15 protein-coding genes are annotated in these 20942 nt (G+C 58.0%); 1 reads left to right on the plus strand and 14 read right to left on the minus strand.

From position 1 onward, the window contains the following. Positions 1–80: 80 nt before the first annotated feature. Positions 81–2519, minus strand: a complete 2439-nt coding sequence (locus tag V6L81_RS05860; protein ID WP_095023485.1) for a membrane-bound PQQ-dependent dehydrogenase, glucose/quinate/shikimate family — start codon at positions 2517–2519, stop codon at positions 81–83. 689 nt (positions 2520–3208) lie between these two features. On the opposite strand from V6L81_RS05860, the gene V6L81_RS05865 reads away from it, so the two are divergent. Continuing rightward, the gene (locus V6L81_RS05865; RefSeq protein WP_150628560.1) at positions 3209–4501 is read left to right on the plus strand and encodes a carbohydrate porin; all 1293 of its coding nucleotides are present in this window, start codon (positions 3209–3211) and stop codon (positions 4499–4501) included. 65 nt (positions 4502–4566) lie between these two features. Here the strand turns inward: V6L81_RS05865 and V6L81_RS05870 are convergent, their stop codons facing one another. The 13 genes from V6L81_RS05870 to V6L81_RS05930 all read right to left on the minus strand — a co-directional run bounded on the left by V6L81_RS05870 (position 4567) and on the right by V6L81_RS05930 (position 20942). Next, positions 4567–6144 (minus strand): aldehyde dehydrogenase (NADP(+)), encoded by a 1578-nt coding sequence (locus tag V6L81_RS05870; RefSeq protein WP_338660534.1) that lies wholly within the window; start codon positions 6142–6144, stop codon positions 4567–4569. Between the two features lie 71 nt (positions 6145–6215). Next, entirely contained in the window at positions 6216–7655 is a 1440-nt protein-coding gene (locus V6L81_RS05875; protein ID WP_338660535.1) for an FAD-binding oxidoreductase, read from the minus strand. After that, the gene (locus V6L81_RS05880; protein ID WP_095031799.1) at positions 7652–8194 is read right to left on the minus strand and encodes a permease; all 543 of its coding nucleotides are present in this window, start codon (positions 8192–8194) and stop codon (positions 7652–7654) included. The genes V6L81_RS05875 and V6L81_RS05880 overlap by 4 nt, the downstream gene beginning before the upstream one ends. A 47-nt stretch (positions 8195–8241) precedes the next feature. Further along, complete coding sequence (locus tag V6L81_RS05885) at positions 8242–9333, minus strand: ABC transporter permease (RefSeq protein ID WP_094999492.1); 1092 nt, start codon at positions 9331–9333, stop codon at positions 8242–8244. Further along, a complete protein-coding gene (locus V6L81_RS05890; RefSeq protein ID WP_338660536.1) occupies positions 9326–10330 on the minus strand; it encodes an ATP-binding cassette domain-containing protein in 1005 nt (334 codons plus the stop codon). Before V6L81_RS05890 ends, V6L81_RS05885 begins: the two co-directional genes overlap by 8 nt. 2 nt (positions 10331–10332) lie before the next feature. After that, positions 10333–11307, minus strand: a complete 975-nt coding sequence (locus tag V6L81_RS05895; RefSeq protein WP_178114897.1) for a TauD/TfdA family dioxygenase — start codon at positions 11305–11307, stop codon at positions 10333–10335. A 112-nt stretch (positions 11308–11419) separates the two neighbouring features. Beyond that, positions 11420–12082, minus strand: coding sequence for a class I SAM-dependent methyltransferase (locus V6L81_RS05900; protein ID WP_094999489.1), 663 nt, complete (start codon positions 12080–12082; stop codon positions 11420–11422). A 78-nt stretch (positions 12083–12160) separates the two neighbouring features. Further along, positions 12161–15163, minus strand: a complete 3003-nt coding sequence (locus V6L81_RS05905) for a citrate/2-methylcitrate synthase (protein WP_338660537.1) — start codon at positions 15161–15163, stop codon at positions 12161–12163. A gap of 36 nt (positions 15164–15199) precedes the next feature. Beyond that, entirely contained in the window at positions 15200–16195 is a 996-nt protein-coding gene (locus tag V6L81_RS05910) for a hypothetical protein (RefSeq protein WP_218723624.1), read from the minus strand. A gap of 4 nt (positions 16196–16199) precedes the next feature. Beyond that, positions 16200–17774 (minus strand): acyl-CoA ligase (AMP-forming), exosortase A system-associated, encoded by a 1575-nt coding sequence (locus V6L81_RS05915; protein ID WP_338660538.1) that lies wholly within the window; start codon positions 17772–17774, stop codon positions 16200–16202. Between the two features lie 10 nt (positions 17775–17784). Beyond that, positions 17785–18960: a PLP-dependent decarboxylase gene (locus tag V6L81_RS05920; protein ID WP_338660539.1), complete on the minus strand. Its 1176-nt coding sequence runs from the start codon at positions 18958–18960 to the stop codon at positions 17785–17787. Position 18961: 1 nt separating this feature from the next. After that, positions 18962–19939 carry a 3-oxoacyl-ACP synthase gene (locus V6L81_RS05925; protein ID WP_165484547.1) on the minus strand — a complete coding sequence of 326 codons (978 nt, stop codon included), beginning with the start codon at positions 19937–19939 and terminating at the stop codon, positions 18962–18964. Positions 19940–19952: 13 nt separating this feature from the next. Further along, a complete protein-coding gene (locus tag V6L81_RS05930) occupies positions 19953–20942 on the minus strand; it encodes a ferritin-like domain-containing protein (RefSeq protein ID WP_094999484.1) in 990 nt (329 codons plus the stop codon).

Genomic DNA, 20942 nt, shown 5'->3' on the forward strand with positions numbered 1-20942 from the left:
CTGCTCTCGGGGCTTTTTGTTTGCCTCAAAAATAATCCCCGTAAACGGGGATTATTTTTTACATAAACGCAACCAGCCGTTTATTTTTCAGCGCTGTCCGGTAATGCATACGCAATGATGTAATCACCTACGTCAGGGGAGTGGCTCATGCCCCCTGCAGAGATCACCACGTATTGTTTTCCGGTAACCGGTGATTTGTAGATCAGCGGTGCGGCCACTGCGCCGACAGGCAAGCGTGCTTTCCACACTTCTTTACCGGTTGCCGAGTCGAGCGCACGCAGGTAGTAGTCTTGAGTCCCTGCAAAGAACACCAGGCCCGAGGCTGTTGAGGTTGGACCACCCAGTGTTGGCATGCCCAGCGGTATCGGCATGTGGGTTTTAATTCCCATAGGGCCGGTATCCTGGACGGTGCCCATAGGCACTTGCCACACCAGTTTCTGAGTATTGAGATCAATCGCACTCATGCTGCCGAACGGGGGTGTATTGCACGGCACGCCCAGTGGCGATTGCAGAATGTCGATTCTCACGCCGCCATAGATACCGGCGACTTGTGGGCGAATGGTTCCCATGAAACCGGGCACTTCGTCAGTCGATACTTTGAACTTGCTGGTGTCTTCCTTCGTCACCAGCGACATCCGCAGGGGCACACGCATGTCGTTAACAAACATCATGCCTGTATTTTCGTCGATGGAGATGCCCCCCCAGTTCATACCGCCCAACAAGCCTGGCCATTCGATGTACGGTTTCTCGGACGGAGGTGTAAACGGGCCCACGTAAACGGAGTCCTTGAACATGATCCGGCAGTACAGTTGATCGAAAGTCGTCACGCCCCACATGGACTTCTCAGTCAGTGGCTCAACACCAATAGTTGGCATTCCGACCGAAAACGGTTGAGTCGGTGACAGGTGCTCGCCTTCAGCAGCAGGTGAGGTTGGAACCGGACGTTCTTCAACTTCGGTAACAGGTTTGCCTGTACGACGGTCCAGAACAAAAATATTGCCTGTTTTGCTGGTCTGGATCAAAACCGGCGTTTTCTCGCCGTCAGCGCTCTTCCAGTCATACATAACTGGCTGAGAAGGCAGGTCGTAATCCCACACATCGTGGTGAACGATCTGGTAAACCCACTTGGCTTTACCGGTCGATGCATCCACAGCTACAACCGCCGAGCCATATTTTTCCTTGGCCGCGTTGCGATCACCGCCCCAGTAGTCCGGTGGGCCATTGCCTGTTGGCAGGTAGACCAGGTTCAACTCTTTATCGTAAGTAGGAATAGTCCATACGTTAGGCGTTTCCAGCGTGAACTGGTGATCGTCGGCAGTAGCGTCCTTACCCTCAGGTGCGCCTATGTCCCATGCCCAGACCAAATCACCGGTCAGCACGTCAAATGCACGCACGGCCCCTGAAGGCTCGCCCGCTACAATGTCACGCACCCAGCCGCCGACTACGGTCAGATGACCCATCACAACCGGCAGAGAGGTTGGGTGATAGCGTTTGCTCTTCTCGGTCGGGCCCATGCCTTTCTTGAGATCGACGTAACCGTTCTCACCAAAGCTCGAGCACAGGGCGCCGGTGTGCGCGTCAAGCGCAAACAGACGGGCATCTACCGACGACACCAGAATGCGCTGACGGCATTGTTGGTCGTTGTCGTGCGAAGCCTTGACCTCAGCACTCAGGCTGTCGTCTTTATCGATGTCGTAATAACCCACGCCGCGGCAGGTGACGTGTTCTTCAGTTTTGGCTTTAGGGTCGAACTTCCAGAGAGGAGCCCCAGTATCACCATCCAGTGCGGTGATCAGATTCTCCGGTGTGCATGAATACAGCACGTTGCCAATCTGCAACGGCGTGTTTTCGTCTACGCCTGCACCAGCCCCGGTCGTTCTGCGCCCTGTTCTGTATGTCCAGGCGACCTGTAGGTCCTTGACGTTTTCTGGGGTGATCTGCGTGTAAGGCGCAAACCGGGTACCCGATGCGCTGCGACCATAGTATTCCCAATTTTCAGGCGTATCGGCAGTAGGTTCCTTCGGCTCGGATGCCTTCGACGCGACCACAGGATTTGAGATCGCACCGTGAGGGTAAAACGCAGCAATAAAGGTGGCGATCAACGCGGCAAACACCGCAAAGCCAAACCGGTTAGCCATGCGCCGAGTCATCAGGGATGTACCCGGGAACGTCGCGCCCACCCACAAACTAAGTGTCAGGATAATGGCTGGAACGACAAGGCGTGGCAGCAGTTCCCAATAACTGAACTGACCTACCTCATAAAATGCCCAGACGCATGTGGCAAGGAAAATAAGTGCCGAAAATATAATGCTGAAACGTTTACGCCATAACAATAACGGGGCGAGTAGCAAATAAGCCAACCCGGCTATTAGATAATAACTTGATCCGTCCAGGGCCAATAACATGACCCCGCCGTATATCAATGTCACTGCAACAGCAAAAACGAAGAGGGAAAATATTATTCTCGCGAGCGAGCTGATTGCCCGTCTTTTAGTGGGTGATTGATGGTCATCCGTCATTTTCATGAATGCTCTATGGGTGAATACAAAACTGTTCGTCGTCGGTGCGAACAGCCCGGCCGAATGATCGATTCGGACGTAATTGGTTGGGCGTAAATCCTCTGGCACCTCGTCAATCAAGCGTTAAAGCGCTGAAAAACCAGGTCGTTACCCGGTGAGTCGGATGCCGAACGCGCAGTTGCACACAAAGGACTGAAGGTTCTACGAAACCTGGAGCGGAGCATCAGTGCTCTATAGGGTTGGATTTTGTGACTTTGTTTGCGCAAGCAGGCTAATTTTAATCGGATGATGTCTCGGATAAATCCAGCGCATTGGAAAACAATATTGATGAAACAGTAACAATCAAGTAGTCGTGAGCGACTCAATAGGTGCAGAACGTCATCGGTGCTGGGTGGCCAACGAGCAATGAGTCATAGGCACGATGAGCAGATCTGTTGAGTCATCGCTTCAGGTTCGTGCCTGTTAGTTCAAGAGCTGGCATTCAGGCGAATTGTTACGAACGCACCAACAATGTTTCTTGCAGAGTTGGATGTATTCCAAAAAAGCTAATGCTTACACTTAAGCGTTGTTACTAACGTCAAGCGACGTTATCCAATCCAATCCAGTCCTTACACCCTGACGCAAGCAGCATAAGGCGACTTGCTAAACAGCCTTGATCATCTGCGTTTTTTCAACGGAGCACCTTTCGAATGTTTTTTTCTTTCCGCGCGCTGCTGAGTACCAGCCTGTGCAGCGGTTTGTCGTTCTGTATGTTGGCCCCTGCTTCAGCGTTGGCAGATTCTACGGACTTGATGAGTCGCTCAACACTCACCGGCGATTGGGGAGGGGAGCGACAGAAGCTGGTCGACAAGGGGATTAAGCTGACGGGTGAATACAGCTCCGAGACGATTTCGAACCTGCACGGCGGGATAAAACGCGGCACTCGCTATGCGCAACAAATACGCATTGGCGCGCAGTTTGATCTGAGCAAGTTACTCGACACTCCGGATGCTGGGGTGGTGCAGATCATTATCAATGACCGTCGTGGCCACAGCGCCACGGAAGATTTGCTCGGTAACCGCTTATCAGCTCAGGAAAACTATGGGGGTGAATACACCCGGCTGACCGAGTTCAGCTATCAACGCAATCTGTTTTCCAAAGAACTGTCGGCCAAGGTTGGATATATGGTCATGGGCACCGAATTTGGGGGGATGCCGATCCTGACCAACTTTGTAAGCGCCGGTTTTTGTGCACACCCGTTAACCATGTCGAGCGGCAGTGGATGGGGTAACTATCCGACGGCACACTGGGGGGGAGAACTGCGTTACGACGTTAACCCGTCTCTAACGCTGCAAACCGCTGTGTTCCAAGTCAACCCGGAGCACAACGCACGCCCTTCTGAAGCGTTTTCCATGCCCAGCAACGGCACCACCGGGGCTATTTTGCCACTGGAGGCGATTTTCAATAATCATGCCTTTCTGGATGGTCAGTACAAAGTCGGTTGGTATTACGACACGTCCAATTACCAGAAAATTGGCAGCACAGAAAAGAGCAGTAACCGTACCGGGGCTTACGTGTTGTTTGATCAGGCCATCTGGAAGGACGAGCAAGACCCTGAAAGCGTATTGCGCCTTTTCGGGCAAGCGGCCACCAGTAACGCTGCGACTTCACCGATGCGTCGTTGGTATTCGGTGGGTCTGGTCAAGCAGAAGCCCTTTGCAAACCGCCCCAAAGATACTATCGCCTTTGGTTATGGCCGCGCCGTGATCAATTCGCGCACGCGCGATGAGCAAGAAGCGGCTGCAATCAATTTTGGGGAGTCAGACATGATCGCCAGCCTCGACAACGGCGAGCAGATGCTTGAACTCAACTATGGCGCGCAAGTCACGCCCTGGCTGCTGGTGCGACCGGACATGCAGTACTACATCGAACCGGGCGCGTTCTTCGGTAAAAAAAGAGGAAACGCATTGGCTGTAGGACTACAGATCAAAGCGACTTTTTAACAGACGGGCTGGCGCTTTGTGCGTTACGAACCTGAAAGCGCAGGCTATTAAGCGATCTCCGCGGCTCAGGCAAGCACACATTGCCCATTGACCATGCGCCACAGTTCGAGCGGATTGCCCTCCTGTAGCGCTTCAGGCATCAAGGCCGCAGGCAGGTCCTGATAACACACCGGCCGCAAGAACCTGTCGATGGCGCTGGCGCCGACGGCGCTACTTCGACTGTCCGAACTGGCCGGGAACGGGCCGCCATGTACCATCGCGTGAGAGACCTCGACGTTGTTCGGATAACCGTTCACCAGGATGCGGCCCGCCTTGCGCTCAAGAATGGGCAGCAGCTTTCTGGCCAGCGAATGATCAGCATCATCCAATTGCATTGTAGCCGTCAGCTGTCCTGACAGGTGCTCGGCCACCGCCAGCATTTCATCTGCATTCTTGCAGGCGACGATCAGCGAGCTGGGGCCGAATGTTTCGTCGCCCAGTCGTCCTGTTGTGAGAAAGGTGGCTGCATCGGTTACGAACACTGTGGCCTGCGCGGCACTTGGCTTTTCTGCAGGGCACCCTTGGCCCAGCGTTGTAATACCGCTGATGTTGCCTGTCTCCTCGATCCCAGCGAGGTAGGCATGATGAATCCCCGGCGTCAGCATGGTTGCTGCCGCCTTTTTGTGCAGGGCGTCCAGGGCCGTGCTGCAAAACTGGGTCAGCGGCTGACCTTCCAGGGCAATCACCAAGCCTGGATTTGTACACAATTGGCCGGCACTCATCGTCAGAGCCTCAACGAATCCACGGCCGATTTCGCTGGCGCGCATCGACAGCGCATGCGGCAACAGGAACACGGGATTGATGCAGCTCATTTCGGCGTACACCGGAATCGGTTCGCTGCGTTGCGCCGCGGTACGCATCAGCGCCAGACCGCCTTGTCGCGAACCCGTGAAGGCGACTGCCTTGATCGCGGGATGGCTGACCAGGGACTGGCCGAACGGATGACTGTCGCCAATGAGCAGGGAAAACACGCCCTCTGGCAAGTTGTGGGCAGCGGCGGCCTGTTGAATCACCTGGCCTACCAGTTCAGACGTACCCAGGTGAGCTTCGTGTGCCTTGACCACTATCGGGCAGCCAGCGGCCAGGGCAGCGGCGCTGTCGCCGCCGGCAACCGAAAACGCCAGGGGAAAATTGCTTGCACCAAATACAGCCACCGGGCCGAGCGCGATCTTGTGCAGCCTCAGGTCGGGGCGAGCAGGGAGGCGCGTCGGCAAAGCGCTGTCCAGGGTGGCGCCGAGGTAGTGGCCGTCGCGCACCACTTGGGCAAAGAGCCGCAACTGGCTCACGGTGCGGCCCCGTTCGATGATCAGGCGCGCTGCCGGCAATCCGGTTTCGAGAGACGCGCGCCCGATCAGCGTGACCCCCAACGCCAGGATGCCCGTGGCGATCGCTTCCAGAAACTGGGCACGCTGTTCTGCCGTGGTCGCGCGGTAGCGATCGCAGGCCTGCTGCGCCAACGTGCAGGCCTGTTCAATGTCAGCGATACCGCCGACGCCGAAGTCAGGCCCCAGCGTTTCATGGGTGGCAGGGTTGATTGCAGACAGCAATCCTTTGTCGCCACGCACTGCCGACTGGCCGATGAGCATTTTGCCGGTAATCATCATGTGTCCTATTGTTTGCTGTGCCATCGTCAGGCCCGATTTTTCCTGGAAATGAAATGCGCAGGAGGTTGGTTCTATGTGTAGCGGTAGCGGCCCAACACAGCTTGGGGATCCATTAAAAGCTGCATAGCCCTGCTGATTTCCTGCACCTCTGGGGGCGTGTACTTGCCGTAATAAGCTGCATTCACAGGCCCGACGCCATGCTCTGCACTGAAGCAGCCGCCGTTTTCGGTCACCAGCTTATAGATGCCGCTACGCACAGCGACGACCTTGGCGATGCCGTACTGGCTGATGTGGGCGTGCGGCACCAGCACAATCAAATGGCAGCCGCCGTCGGCAAAATGGCCGAAATCGTAAAGCTGTAGCAGCGGATGTTCGCGCTGTAACCACTGTGCAGCCTGATCACGGAAAGCGACCAAGCGTGAGCGCGAAAACGCTACGTCGAACGACAGTGGGATACCTTCCTTGGCGATGGCCAGCGGCAGGTTGTCTCGCAGTGGCCAAAAGCTGCTGGTATTTCCAAAGGCGGCGTCGAGAATTCGGCCGCTTTCATACAGCGCTTCCAGCACCTGTTCGGTTCGTTGCGCAAAAAGGCTGTGCAAGCCAGGCATGCTGCTGGCGATCTCAATCAGGGCGTAGCAGCTTGCCGACGATTGGCCGAACGGGTGGCGCAGCGTGGGGAAGTTGCGCAACGTAATGGCGAGCGCCGCCTCGGAGATCACTTCGAACGCGCACAGCAGATCGCCAAATTGAAGTTCGAAAGCCTGCAACACCTCAAGCGCTGTCCCATGGTCAGGCAAGGCCACAAACACGCTTTGCGTCGACTGGTCGATGCGTTTGAGCTCAAGCGTCGCCGCCGTAATGATGCCGAAGGCGCCACCGGTGCCGACAAACAACTGCTTGAGGTCAAGCCCGGTATTGTTCTTGCGCAGCGGTGCGAGGAGTTGCACCACGGTGCCGTCGCCATCGGGCAGCACCACTTCGATACCGAGCAGGTTATGGCGCACGTCGCCATGCTTGAGCAAGCGGCTGCCGCCGGCATTGGCGCCAATTAATCCGCCTATGGCCGGGTCGCTGCCGATATCAATAGGGAAATACAGCGAATGGGTTTCCAGTGTGCGATTCAGTGCTGACAAGAGCGTGCCGGCTTCGACAATCACCGTGCGGTTCAAGGGATCAATCTCGCGCACTTGGCGCATGCGCGAAAGTGAGACGATCACTTGCTTGCCGGAGTTGTCGGTGACGGCACCGCCCACCAATCCGCTGCGGTTGCCTTGGGCGACCAGCCGTATGCGATGGCGCACCGCGATGCGCATAAGCGCGCTGACAGCGTGGGTATCGCACGGGATGACGACCGCCGCCGCTTTGCCGCGGCAATGAGCAACGTCGATTTCATAGGGGGCACAGTCCGCCCCGGTCAGCAGCGACGCCTGCCCCAGAACTTCGGCGACTTCGGCCAGAAACGCGTCGAGGCCCGAGGCTTGTCGGTCCACGGTATGTTCCAGGTCGCTCATTGCGCCGCCGCCATGCGCTTGAGCAACTGGCTGCGTACCAGCACCAGTGCGACGACCGGCAATACGCCTCCCAGCAACGTGTTATGGCGAAAAATCAACGACACGGCGACGGCGATGGCCGCGCCAATCAGCAGCATCACAGAGAGTTTTCGAACCAAAGCCTGATCGCTGCTGGTTTCGCCGATGAAGCCGAGTGGAGAAAACCGGGTGGCACCCATGCCAATCACCAATACGCACGCCAGCACGGGAGCAGCACCCAGCTCCTGCCCCCACACTTGCAACGCAGCGGTAGAGACCGTGGCCAACAGGGCGCCAATCATCAGGTACAGGTCGACGCCCATTGCGATCCAATGGCCAGGGCGGTAATTGAACAGCCAGAACAGGTGCGCAATGCTGAGAATACCGCTGAGCACATACGCGGTATCCCAGCGTACGCCTGCCTCACCCGGGCCGAAACGGCCATACAACAGGAACACGATGACCGGAATGAATGCGCTGGCATTCGACAAATAGGCACGGCCTAGCTTGCTGATAGACATGCGGGTTTCCTTGGATAGAGATGCAATGAAATGCCTGAGTCCCGGGCTTAACTCTTGTGCCAGCGGAACATTAAGGTGGCTGCGGTGAGAAACAACGTGGTCCAGCCTGCCATGGCCAACAAGGGCAGCCACAGCGAAGGCAAGGGCGCTCCTTCGAGCATCACTTGGCGCAGTACAGAGACAAACTGGTTGATCGGAATCACCGAGAGAATGCTTTTGATCCAGGCTGGCGCATCGTTCAACGGGATGGTCAGGTTGCCGAAGAACAGGGCCGGGTAATGGATCAGATGGCACAGCAATTCGGTTTCCTTGACCGAGGAGGTGCGACTGGCCAGCAGGGTGCCGAGGCTCAGCAACATGGCGCCGCCCAGCAGAATGACCGGCAACGCACGCATGGACTGCACGCTCCACAGCGAGATATCAATGCCGTACCCGTACCGCGCCACCAGCAGCAAGGTGCCGACAGAAATCAGCATCATGAGCACCCGCGACACGAGAATAGAGGCTAGAAAGACCAGCTTCGGCACTGGAAAGCAGGCGTAGATCTTGAGTGCATTATGTTCACGCAAGCTTGCAATCGATAAGGCGGTGGACATGATGCCGAGTGACATCAAACAGATGACCAGAATGCCGGTTGTAAAGAACTGGCCGTAGTCGAAGGGCTTGGCACCGGAGGCCGTATCCTCGAAACGCACCAGGTCTGTTGAGACGATGCCGCGTCTGGCCGCTGAACACCTGACCGCGGCGATCTCGATCACGCGCGCTGCGGCGCGTACCGCCAGCTGACCCTTGAAGTCATAGTGCACCTGCAACGGTTCGTCGCCGGCCGCAAAGACGATGCGTACCGTGTCTGCTGCGATGGGGGCAGTGCTGCTGACGGTTGAAAAATTGGCCTTTACCGGATCTCCGCCAGCAAATGCCTGCTGGATCGCTAGCTGGCAACTGGTGTCCGAACTGGCCTGGGCGTCAGCCTCCAGAAACTGGATATTTACCGTGCCGAGTGAACCAGGATGACCGAACGCCATCAGCATCACGGTCAGCAGCAGTATGGGAAAGGCCAGCGCCCAGAACAGCGCCGACTTGCTGCGAAAAAACCCCAGCAGCTCGTTGCGCGTCAATATCGCCAGTATGCTAAACATCCTGTTCTCCCTGGGCGCAGAGGTGCAACATGTCGCGGTAATGGGTGGGGCCGAACTCAAAGTGCTGGAACGCAACATTGCCGATCAGGCGGCGTATCGACTGATCCAGTTCCTGCGTGCCATAGACGCTGATTTCAGTGTTTGATGGCCTCGACAACCGCAACGTGGCGCTTTCGCGTTCCAGCTGGCGATAGATGGCGTTGATATGATCACTGTCGTCCAGCTGCAGATAGGCATGGAAGGCGCCAACCAGGCGGTTCTTCAATGCTTCTTTATCGCCTCGATACTCAACCCCGCCGTTGCACACCCACACCACATCGCTTGCGGCATCCAGCTCTTCCTCCGAGTGGCAAATCATGATGATGGTCAGTTCCGTCAGGTCGTAGCGCAGCAGGTGTGCGACGCGCTCGATATACGCTCGGTCGAGCCCGGTAAACGGTTCGTCAAGGATTGCGATTTCCGGGTGGTGTGCCAGCGCCACGAACAAATCGAGCCGCTGTTTCTGGCCGCGTGACAGTGCCCGATAGGGCAGTGTGCGCAGCGCTTCGATATCCAGTGCCTGCGCCACCTGCGGGTCTTGCTTGCCGTACAGGGCCTGATGCAAATCGAGGATTTCCCTGACATTCGACGAGTCTTCATATTCGACCCGCTGCAATTGCACCCCCAACCGCTTGCGGTGCCGGGTGCTTTGCAGAAAACGCGACGCCGCAACCCCCAGAATCTGCGCTTCTTCCAGATGCGCCTGACGGAAGCCGAGCAAGGCTTCGATCAGGGTAGTTTTGCCAGCACCATTGGGGCCAATGATGGCGGTATGTCGACCGCGCCGGAACTGCAGATCGCGGACCTCGAAGTGGAAACTGCCAGCGCTGACCCGGATCAGTTTGGCCGCTGCCGCATAGGGTTCATCAGTGCGCGTAGGTGCCAACTGCACCTCACGGTGCAGGGTAGGTTCGGACAGCCCGTGTGTTTCGTCCGTCAGCAGGATTTGACTGTTCATGTTCAATCGAACAACGCGACTTGGACATCGCGTTTGCCTTTGTAGGGATTGCGGCCATGGGCGACGGCAATGTTATCGATCAACAACATGTCACCGCTGTGCCAGGGAAACGCAATTTCCTGCGCCTCCAAGGCGTCGTATATCGGCGCGATTTCATCCTCCGAGATCGGCGAGCCGTCGCCCAGCCGCACATCGTAAGGGCGTGCCGGTTTGTCCTGATAGGCGTGCTGAATGTAGGCGTAGCCCGGCTTGCCGAGGGAGCGGGCGTTGTTGTGTTGGGTCGACAGTTGATTGAACCAGATCGCTTCGCCGGTCAGCGGATGTTTCAACATGGCATCACCGGTATGCGAGACCGTGATGCTGCCATCGTCGAGCCACTGGTAATCGAGGTGGGTATCGCGGCACAGCTGTTCCACCTGCTGCGGATCATCGGTCAGGAACGCTTCATCCCAGGGGCGGTGGTATTCGCGCATATGGGTGTTACGCGGTTCATTCTCGGGTGTGCTGGGGGCACGGAAGTTGCGCAAGTACTGGATGCGCGCGGCGCTGAGGCGTTCGATCAATGACGGTGACAGGCGACGCGTGACGGCTCGCATATCACACAGTATGGTTTCGCCGCCTTGGTCAGAGGGCTGTTTGCAAAAGAAAGCCAGTTTCTGTGGATAGTGCGCCATGTAGGCCTTTTCCTGATGCAGACCGATTTTCAGGGTGGCCGGGATGCGTGTCGATTCGTAGACTCTGCCTTCGATGTTCTTGCGTGGCGTGGCGCCGCCGATATAACCGAACGCATGCTCAGGATAGTGTTGCGCAATGGCCTGGAAGTCCGCGTTTTCGCGCAATGGAAAACCACGGAACAACAGGCAACCGAACTCCAGCAGCATGCTGTCAAAGATTGCCTGGTGCTGGCGATACCACGTCGTAAAAGCCTCGCGGTCATCGCTTAGCGTACTGTCGACAGGCGTTATGACGAGCGGCATGTGCTCCGGCGACAGAAAGCCACACTGTATCCGCGAGCCGCCCAGCATTTCGTTAAAGTGCTCAACCCTATCTAAACGATGATCCATAGCCTTTTCCCCGACGAGTTGCGTATCAAGCCAGCAAAGGCTTTTTGATAAGGATTTCGAAACCCAGTGCGCCCATGCCGGAACTTGGGCTGGTCACTACCGTGCAATGGTCCAGACCCGCTTCGATGACCAGTGCGCGTGCTTCTTCCAGGGTGACTTTTTCTTCAACGTGGGTCGGTGGATAACCCACTGAAGCGCGCATTTGAGTGAACTTCTCCAGCAAGTCGGGGGCGACGTCGCGGCGCATGTCGTGCACCAGGCCAACCCCGCCCGGCTGCAGTACGCGATACATCTCCGTCAGGCTTTTCAGCTTGTCCGGCAAGTGATGCAAGGTGGCACGGCTGACCGCCATGGTCAGGCTGTTGTCGGCGAATGGCAGGTCCAGAGCATCGCCCACCTTGAGTTCGATGGTATCGCTCAGGCCTAGCGCTTCGATGCGCGGTCGGCCTCCTTCGAGCATGGTTTCGTCCAGATCCAGGCCGATGAAATGCCAGCCTTTCAAAACCGGGTCGGCCGCCAGACGCACCGGGACCACGACGGTGGCGGTGCCGATATCGACCAGGGCGCCCGGCGGCAAGTCGCGGGCAATCTGGCGGATGCGGGTGACGAACAACACATCCCAGGGTTCCAGTGCTTGCGAGGCAAAGCGGTCGTACTCGTCAGCAGGGCGTAGATTTTTCAATAACATGGATACGTTCTCGTCTTGGTTAGCGTTAGAAGAAGATTCAGCGTTGAACTAGCCAGTGCGTGTGGCTCATTTCTTGTCTTACAGCCACCCCACTGGAACGGTGGCCAACAACTTGCGCGCGGCTTTGCTGTTGACACCGAAAGCAGGGCGATCGCGCCGCTCGATGGCATGCGCGACCATGGCCGCCACCCGGCCACAGAGCCCCAGGCCGACACCCCAACGGGCTTGGGTCACGCCGAGATCGAGCAGGGCTGCGGCGGTGATGAAGTCAATATTCGGACGTAGGCCTTTGCGCTCCAGAACGTGGGCACAAACAACGTCGTAAATCTCCAGATAGCGCCCCCCGAAACCCCACTGGGAAAACAGGGCCCTGATGTGCGGCGGTCGTGGGTCCTGCACAAACAGCGGATGGCCAAAGCCAAACAACAGGTTGCCCGGCTGATCCAGCGCGAGGTCGACCGCTTGCCGTATGTCAGCAGGGCTGGCTTGCGCACTGATGGTCTTGAGCCAGGTCATCGCTTCTTCTGCTGCGCCGACATGGTTCGGTCCGCTGGCCATGAAACCGGCCGCCACGGCCTGGGCAAGGGTGACACCGGTGCCGATGGCGGTACGGGGTACCAGCACCGTCGGCGTGATGTAGCCGAAACCGGCGTGCCAGGCCACCAGCAGGGCATCAACGACACTAATGGCTAATGGGTCGATATCGGTCGCGCCCATTGCCGTCAACACGACCTCGGCGTGATGCGTCGATGCTGCGCCGGGGGCGCTATAACCGAGCGCCGTTTGCAGAAAGTGCGGCGTTGAAGCAACGCTGACCAGGCCCTCGATAAAATCCTGATGCGTAGGCAAGTCGCGAACGGTGGCTTCGATCAGGACAATATGTTCCAGCGCTGCCAGATCACCGAGAAGGCCGCAGGCGGCGGCCTGAACGATGCCGGCACCGCTGTCGGCCACGGCTTCGATGCCACGTCGATAGGCAGGCTCCGCCGACAGGTGGCTGGCAATGCGTACCAGAAGGGCGTCAACGGCCTGGCTCTCAGCAGGGGTCGGCAGGCTGCCAAACCACGCCAGCCATAGCGCTGTGGGGAAGTCGACAATGCCGATCAGGTCATTGAGGTTGCGACCCCTGACCCACAGCCCTTCATTAGGCTCAATCGTGGCGCCGTCGATATTGGTACCGCGATACAGGGTGCGTGGTCCGCCAAACAGGCTCTGCGGCGGTGTGGGTATCAGCGTGTCGGCCTGTGCCAACTCATCAAGCGCAATGCCGCAGTGGGCGACCAGCAGGTTTTCTATTGTGTGTGCGTGTTGCGTGACCGTCGGCAGGATGTTGGCGAAAAAATAATGGGCGGTTTTGACCTTGCCACGGTAAAAAGCGGCTTCTTCGGCACTCAGTGGCTCGCGCAACTGACGCTCGGCCAGGCAGGCCGATTCAAGCAAGACCCAGGCGCTGGCGGTGAGACCGAGCATTTCCAGGAAGCGGGTATAGAACTGGCTGGTTTCGTGTGTGCGGCCTTCACGCACGTGCTCATTGATATGGGTTAGCGCCTGCTCCACGGCAACCATGGCGTTTTCCAGCGCCGGGAATTGGTCGTGCAGCTCAGAACCGACACCCGTTGTGTTGTTCAAGAAGGCATCCAGCTCTTCGCGCAGAAACTTGATCAGGCGTGAGTTCCTGCCAAAACCGAGCTTGTCGCGCACCAGGTCCTGGGACTGGATGTAGTTGGTCCCTTCCCAGATCGACAGGATTTTCACGTCGCGCGCATTTTGCTCGACAGGGTAAGCATCGGTGTAGCCGATACCGCCATGCACTTGTATCGCCAGTTCGCAGATTTTCCAGGCCTGGTCCGAGACGAATGCCTTGCACACCGGCGTGAACAGCAGCACCAGCTTGCGGTATTTTTCGACCTGGGCTTCGTCCAGTACCGGCTCGGCTTCCAGGGCAAATGCCTGGGTCGATGCGCCGGTCAACTTACCGAGCAGGCCACGGCAACCTTCTACCCGGGCCTTCATTTCCAGCAGCATGCGCTGCACGTCGGCGTGTTCGATGATGGCCACAGGCGGGGCGCTGGCATCGGAGGTGCGACTGATTGCACGGCCCTGGAACCGTTTGCCGGCGAAATCGACTGAATGCAGATAAGCGCTGGAAGCCAGGCCCAAGCCGATAATTGCCGTGCTCATACGGGCCTGGTTCATCAAGGGCACCAGTTGCAGCAATCCGGCATTCTTGCGGTCGCCCAGCAGTACGGCGCGGGTGGTGCCGGTTCGACCAAACACCAGTTGGGTATTAGCGCAGCCCTTCAATCCCATCTTGCGCAGCAATGAAGTGCACTCGACATGGTTGTCTTCCAGCTCGCCCGTTTCGGGATTAGGCCAGAAGCGCGGCACCAGCAGGCAGGACAGCGAGTAGGAGGTCGAGGTGGTGGTATTGATGCGGCCCAGGACAAAGTAAACGGTGTTTTCGGTCAGCGTATGCATGCCCGCCGAGATGTAGACCTTTTCGCCGCTGACGGCGTATTCGCCGTTTTCAAGGGGTTTTGCGACAGTGGTGACCGCTGTCAGGTCGCTGCCGGCCTGCTGCTCGGTGGCGCAGAAACACGCGTCCCAGTCGTAGCGCTGAAGCTTGCGCAGGTACGTTGCCTTTTGCGCTGCGGTAGCGTGCAGCTTCAACAGCTTGATGGCCGGAAAATTGAAGCCGCCGTAGGTCATGAACGCCGGATTGGCGCCCATGAACATTTCCTGGGTGGTTTGCCGGATCAGGGGTGGCAAGGCCGGTTGCTGGGATTCGCTGTCGATGCCCAGCACCTGAATCCACTCTTCCTTATAGCGCTGCCAAAGTCCGTGGAACTCTTTGGGGATTTCGACCTTGCCGTTTTCCAGCAAGTGGCATTCCTGTCGGTCGGAGGCTTGATAGGCCTTGCCTAACTCATAAGCGAACGCCCTGGCGCGCTCCAGCAAGGCATCGTAGTAGGTACGATTTTTGTCGTTGAACGGCGCCCGTGTGAGAAAATTCTGGTCGGTTTTATGCAGTTCCCACAAAAAAAAGCGAAGCTCACGCAGGCTGACTTTATAAGCAGACATAGGTTTTCCTGATTAATAAGCGGTGTGTATCTGGGTTCAGGCGCCAGCCTGGATCTCGGCCACAATGGCGCCAGCGGTGCCGCACAACGCCGCATCCCAAAGCAGGGCAGTGGCTGTTTTACCCTGAGGCAGGGTGGCGCGCAGGCGCATAAGCGACAGCAAGGGGGCCGCGCTCGAGTGGTGCGCGCGGGCACCGAGTTCGAAATGTCGCTCTTGTGCAATGCCCAGTTCGCGACTGACGCCCAAGGTGAAGCTGTCGCTGAATCCGGCCGGTAATACCCAATCGATATCACTGGCTTTCAGGCCGGAACGTTCGATTGCCGTTTGCGCTGCGTTCACCGCCATCGGATGCAGGCGCTCAGCCAGAGCGGCAGGGGTCAGCCCCCAGGGGTTGTCAATGGCCGCGCCATAGTGCACCGCCGAGGCGCGTATCGCCCCCCAGCCAGGCGTCGTCTGAGCGTCGCCATCGAGCAAGATGGCGGCTGCGCCGTCGCCGTACACAACCAGATCCCCCCAGGCGCGAAAGAAGGGGTAGAGCCACTTATCGGACGCCACCAGCAGCACCTTGCCGCCGAGACTGACCAGCGCTTCGATCATGGTCAGTGCGTTGAACACGCCGCAAGTACCCGATTGGCCGATGGCGAACGGCAACGCGTTGGGCAAGCCCAGTGCATGCTGGATACGGCCTGCGACCGACTCATTAATGCGTTGGTTAAGGGCGCTATTGGTCACCACAATATGGGTCACCTGTGCCAGCGTTTCTGCCGGAACCTGTTGACGCAATCGCGTGACCGCTTCCAGTGCCAGGTCGGCGCAGCTTTGCAAGGGTGGCGCTACCGGCAGGGCGATGCTCGCCGTTGGAAGCAGTCGACGCTCTTCTTCGGCGTCGATCCTGCCTTTGCCACGAGGCATGGAAAAGACCGCCGACTTGTACAACAGATGGCCATAGCCGATGTTTTTTTCCTGAGCTTGTACCGCCCGGAACGGGGTCGTATCGGGGACGTGAGAAGCGATAGCGCGGATTCGAAGCATGAGGCTATTCCGTGACCGTAAGTGAGGTGGAGAAAAACTCGGAAAACTGCTGCTTCAGCTGCTTTCGGTCGATCTTGCCGTTCGGATTGCGCGGTAAAGGCGAGTCATGGAAGGACACATGCAGCGGCACCATATAGGTCGGCAGTTTGTCCCGGCACAGCTTGATCAGTGCCTGGGCGCTGGTTTGTATCTGCGGATGGGCGAACAGGCTGATGATGATGGCTTCGCCCTGTTGCGGATGCGGTACACCAAACGCTGCCGCCTCGGTCACGTCATCCACGGCAAAGAGGATTTCTTCGACTTCGGTGGGGCTGACGCGATAACCGGAGGTCTTGATCATGTCGTCGCTGCGCGCAACGAAATACAGATAATCGTCGCTGTCGCGGTAGACGATATCGCCCGACCAGACCGCTGTTTCGGTACGCGAAATCTGCTGGTCCGGGTGTAACCAGGGACGAAAGCGTTGAGCGGTCAGTTCTGGATCATTCCAGTACCCGAGCGTGACGAACGCCCCGCGGTGCACCAATTCACCGTGCTCTCCAGCGGCACATTCGCTGCCGTCCTGGCGCATCACGCGAATATCAGCATTGGGGACCGCCTTGCCGATGGAGTCGGGCCGTGTGACGGCCGCTTCCGGCGCCAGGTAGGTGGAGCGGAAAGCCTCGGTCAAGCCGTACATCAGGTAGGGCAGCGCATTGGGAAATGCGCTTTTGAGTTTTTCCAGCAAAGGCGGTGGCATATGCCCGCCGGTATTGGCGAAGCAGCGAATGCGAGCGCCGGCAGGCTGCGGCCATTGCACTGACGCCAGTTGCATCCACAGTGGCGGCACGCCGGTAATCACGGTGACGCCATGGGCTTCACAGAACGTCGGGACTTCGCCCGCTTGCAGGAAATCCAGCGGGGCGTAGCAAGCACCGCTGACCAGCGCCGTGGTCAGCTGACTGAACCCGGCATCGAAGCTCAGCGGCAATACGCCCAGGATGACGTCATCGGCCCGCAAGCGCAGATAGTGAGCGACGCTATAGGCGCCAGACACCAGGTTACGTTGCGACAGCACCACGCCTTTGGGCCGTCCCGTAGAGCCGGAGGTGTACAAAATGGCCGCAGGATCACTGTCTGTGACGGCGGCGTATGCGTTGACAAACGCCGCATCGGTCAGCGTGTTCAGGGTCTCGGACTGTAGTTTTTCCAGTTGCCAGGTATCGAGTTCGATGTCATTCAACGCCGCCTCGATGCGTCTTAGGCGTGCCCCCGTACTGATGAGCAAGCGTGCACCGCTGTCCAGCAGGATATGGCGTACCTGTTGCTCTTTGAGCTGAGGATTGATGGGCACCAGGATCGCACCCCGGGCATTGATTGCCAGGAACATGACGACGGTTTCGTACTGCTTGCCCGTATAGACAGCGACGCGTTCGCCCGCTTGCACGCCGCTATCGGCCAGCCTCTTTGCCGCCAGGCGCACGTCCTCCAGCAATTGGGAATAAGTCGCCATCTTTGCGCCTTGCGCGAACGCACGGCGGTCGCCATGGTGTTGGGCGCTGTCTTTCAACAGGTCGTACAAACTGATGTGGGCGGTCATGGTGACGTCCCTAGGATTGGTGGATATAGGTGTGTGCCGGGCTCTGCGAGAGGAAAGCGCTGACGCTGTACGTCTGGTTGTAGGCGCCGCAGTTGTCGAAGATCACCAGATCGCCCACGCTCGGCGGGGCCGACAGTTCATGACTCCAGCCGATCACGTCGGCGCGGCTGCAGGTGCTGCCCACGAACTGGATCGGCAACGGGGGCGCGTCCCCCGGTGCCTGTTGACGCCGCAGCAGGCGCGGCTGCGCGTAGTTCTTCAACATGGCCTCAGTTTTGGCCAGCAGGAAATTGTGGCTCAGACCTCCGTCGCAGACTGCAACGTAGCGCTCACCCAAGGCTTTGACTGAACGTACGCGGGTCACGAAAGTGCCTGCGCCAGCGAAGACGCCACGCCCGGACTCGTGGACGACCTTGAAGTCTTTTTGCAGCGGCGCAATGCGCTGGCGATAAGCGTCAAACGTCTGTGCCTGGCTAGGGAAGTGCTCGGAGAAACCGCCACCGACGTTAAGAAACTCAACCGGCATGCCGGTGAGACGTGCTACTTGTGGCGCGAATGCAGCGAGCGCATTGGCAAGGGCGGCGGCATCGGCACCCTTGTCATCGATGTGAAAGCTATTGGAGCCCGCAAACGTATGGAGGCCGATGATTGGCACGTTGGCCTGGGCCAATGCAACCGTCGTCAGCAAGGCGTCTTGGCGACTCATGCCGAAGTGGTCCGCCGGGTGTTTGCCCGAGCTGACCAGTTGGCCCGCGTTCAAGCGCAAAACCGTTTGCGGCGCGGTCTGTTTGCCGATGACGCGAATCAGTCTCTGCGCCTGCTCCAGGCTGTCGATGATGAACGTGCAGCGTGAGGCCAGAGCCGCGCGCATGAAATCTTCATCCATTGACGGATTGTTTACGTATTTGGGGGTGTTGATGCGACCCGCCACAATATCGAGTTCGCCCAGGCTGGCCAGCTCCACACCGTCGATGAAGGCATGGCCGCAGCGGATCAACAAATCCAGGTTTGGATTGGCCTTGAGCGACACAATCAACGGTGTACCCAGACGCTCGCGTAAATCAGCGTAACGCGCCTGTACGACAGTGGGGTCCAGTACGTAGCAAGGCGTTTTCAGATTCAGCAGCCATTGGTCGGTCGTTGCGTCGTCGCTTCTGACAGGCGCGCAGGCGGTGGTCATGGTCATGTCAATTCACCGGATGAAGGGTCAATGCCGAAAATGAACCGTTGTCCGATTCCGTTATGTTCATCAGGTGCGCCCCGGCATCGACCTTGCTCAAGCCAATATCGGCCAGGTTGATCGCCAGGTCCGAGCCAAAGGAGTGGCCTTTGTTCAGAATGTTGTCGGAGTAGAGCGTGGAGGAGGGAATGGCCATGGCGCCACAGAAGGCTTTCCAGCCAGAGTGGTTGGAGTTGTAAGGCAAAATGCATGAGAAATCGCTAAGCGCCATGCCACAGTCGGCCACGGCTTCCTTCATGACTTTGCGGGTGTAGTGCCACTCCAGATTGAACATTTCCTTTTTCACCGCGTTGTTGGTCACGGAGCCCAGATACCAGCTGCCGTAATTGCGCACGGCCGTTGCACCGACCCGGTTACGCCGGCTGTTACGGGTCACCAGCAAGCACCCTGCGCCATCACTTAAGATGCTTGCCTGCAACACCCGGAAACGCTCGATAAAGACGCGGTCGGACGACACGATCAGCACCGAGTGCAATTGGCTATGGACATTCATCAAGGCCTTGGCCATCTGAATGGCGACGCTGATCGACGAGCAATTGAGCTGTGCGATCGAGCCGGCCCAGACAGGCTTTATGCCGAATGCAGTGGCCACTTCCATGGGCAGGCTGCGTGGCGCCGGCGGTACGCTGAATAGCCCGGTATGAACATGGATGACCGCACCGATGTCGCTGCCCTTGAAGCCTTGCTCCTCTTGCAGGCGAGCGACAGCGCGCTTGGCCAGCTCGACCTCGTCGATGTCCGGTGATACATGGAAATAACGGCAACCCGCATTGCGGATCATGTCAAAGCGCTCGGCGGGCAACTTATGGTGCTGAGCCCAGTCATTGAGATCCTGGCGTTCGCCGGGTAACTCGTAAGCGGCGGCTTCAATACCGATCGTGAAGGGGGCGGGGCTGTTTGTTGCCGCAGTAGTTGGGGGCGTCATGACTGTATTCCTGTTAAGCCGGCATTGGCATGGCGGCGTAGTCCAGCACTCTGAGCTTTTCAAAGGCATCGCTTACACGGGGCGTCAGCAAACCCATTTCGCGGATGGTCGGCACCAGCCGCCGGAAAATGGAACGGCGCATGGAGTTGGCCACTTCAGAACTCCTGACCAGGTGGCTGCACTCTTTTTTGGATAAGCCCATCGGCTCCCATATGTCGTCGGCGCACAGGTGCTCGTACAAGGTGTAAGCACCTTCAACCACAAACTCTTCGCGCTCCTTGCGTTCAGTTCCGCTCATTTCCTTGTACACACTGCCCAGCGTGATGCGGCCAATGGCGAAATGGCGCGCCTCATCGCGCTGAATGCGCGTCATCAGGTCTTTGATAAAAGGGTCTTTGGTGTAGGCGACCATGCTTTGAAACAGTGACAGCGCAATGCCCTCCACCAGCACTTGCATGCCGAGGTTGGTCATATCGAGTTTGCTGGTGGTAATGGTGTCTTCCAGCAGGCCTTTGAGCGCCTTGCTCATGGGGTAGCTGATGGGCAGCTTGTTATTCACCAGGCGCCCGAATGCTTCAATATGACGGGCTTCATCGATGATTTGCCCGGCAGCACAGAGGCGAGCCGAGAGGCTTTCTTCTGCCACCGCCAGTTTCGATGCGCAAATCAGGGCAGCCTGTTCACCGTGCAGTACCTGTGACAGGGTCCAGCCTTGCGAGTGATGGCGAATTTCGGCGCGGTTTTTTTCATTCATTTTGTTCCAGACATCGGTGCCGTAGATCAGCAGTGTGCCGTCCGGCATGCCCAGTGGATTGTCCGGGTTGAGCTCGTAGCTCCAATCGATGTCGGTATTGACATCCCACTGGTTGGCCTTGGTTTTCTGATACAGCGCATTCAAGCTGTCATTGCTGAAATCGTAGGTCTGAGACATGTAAGCCTCGACCGAGAAATTCCACTTGATCGGCTCGCCATCATCCAATGTCGGTTTGTGCTCTGTTTGCAT

This window comes from Pseudomonas bubulae, assembly GCF_037023725.1.
Lineage (GTDB): Bacteria > Pseudomonadota > Gammaproteobacteria > Pseudomonadales > Pseudomonadaceae > Aquipseudomonas > Aquipseudomonas bubulae.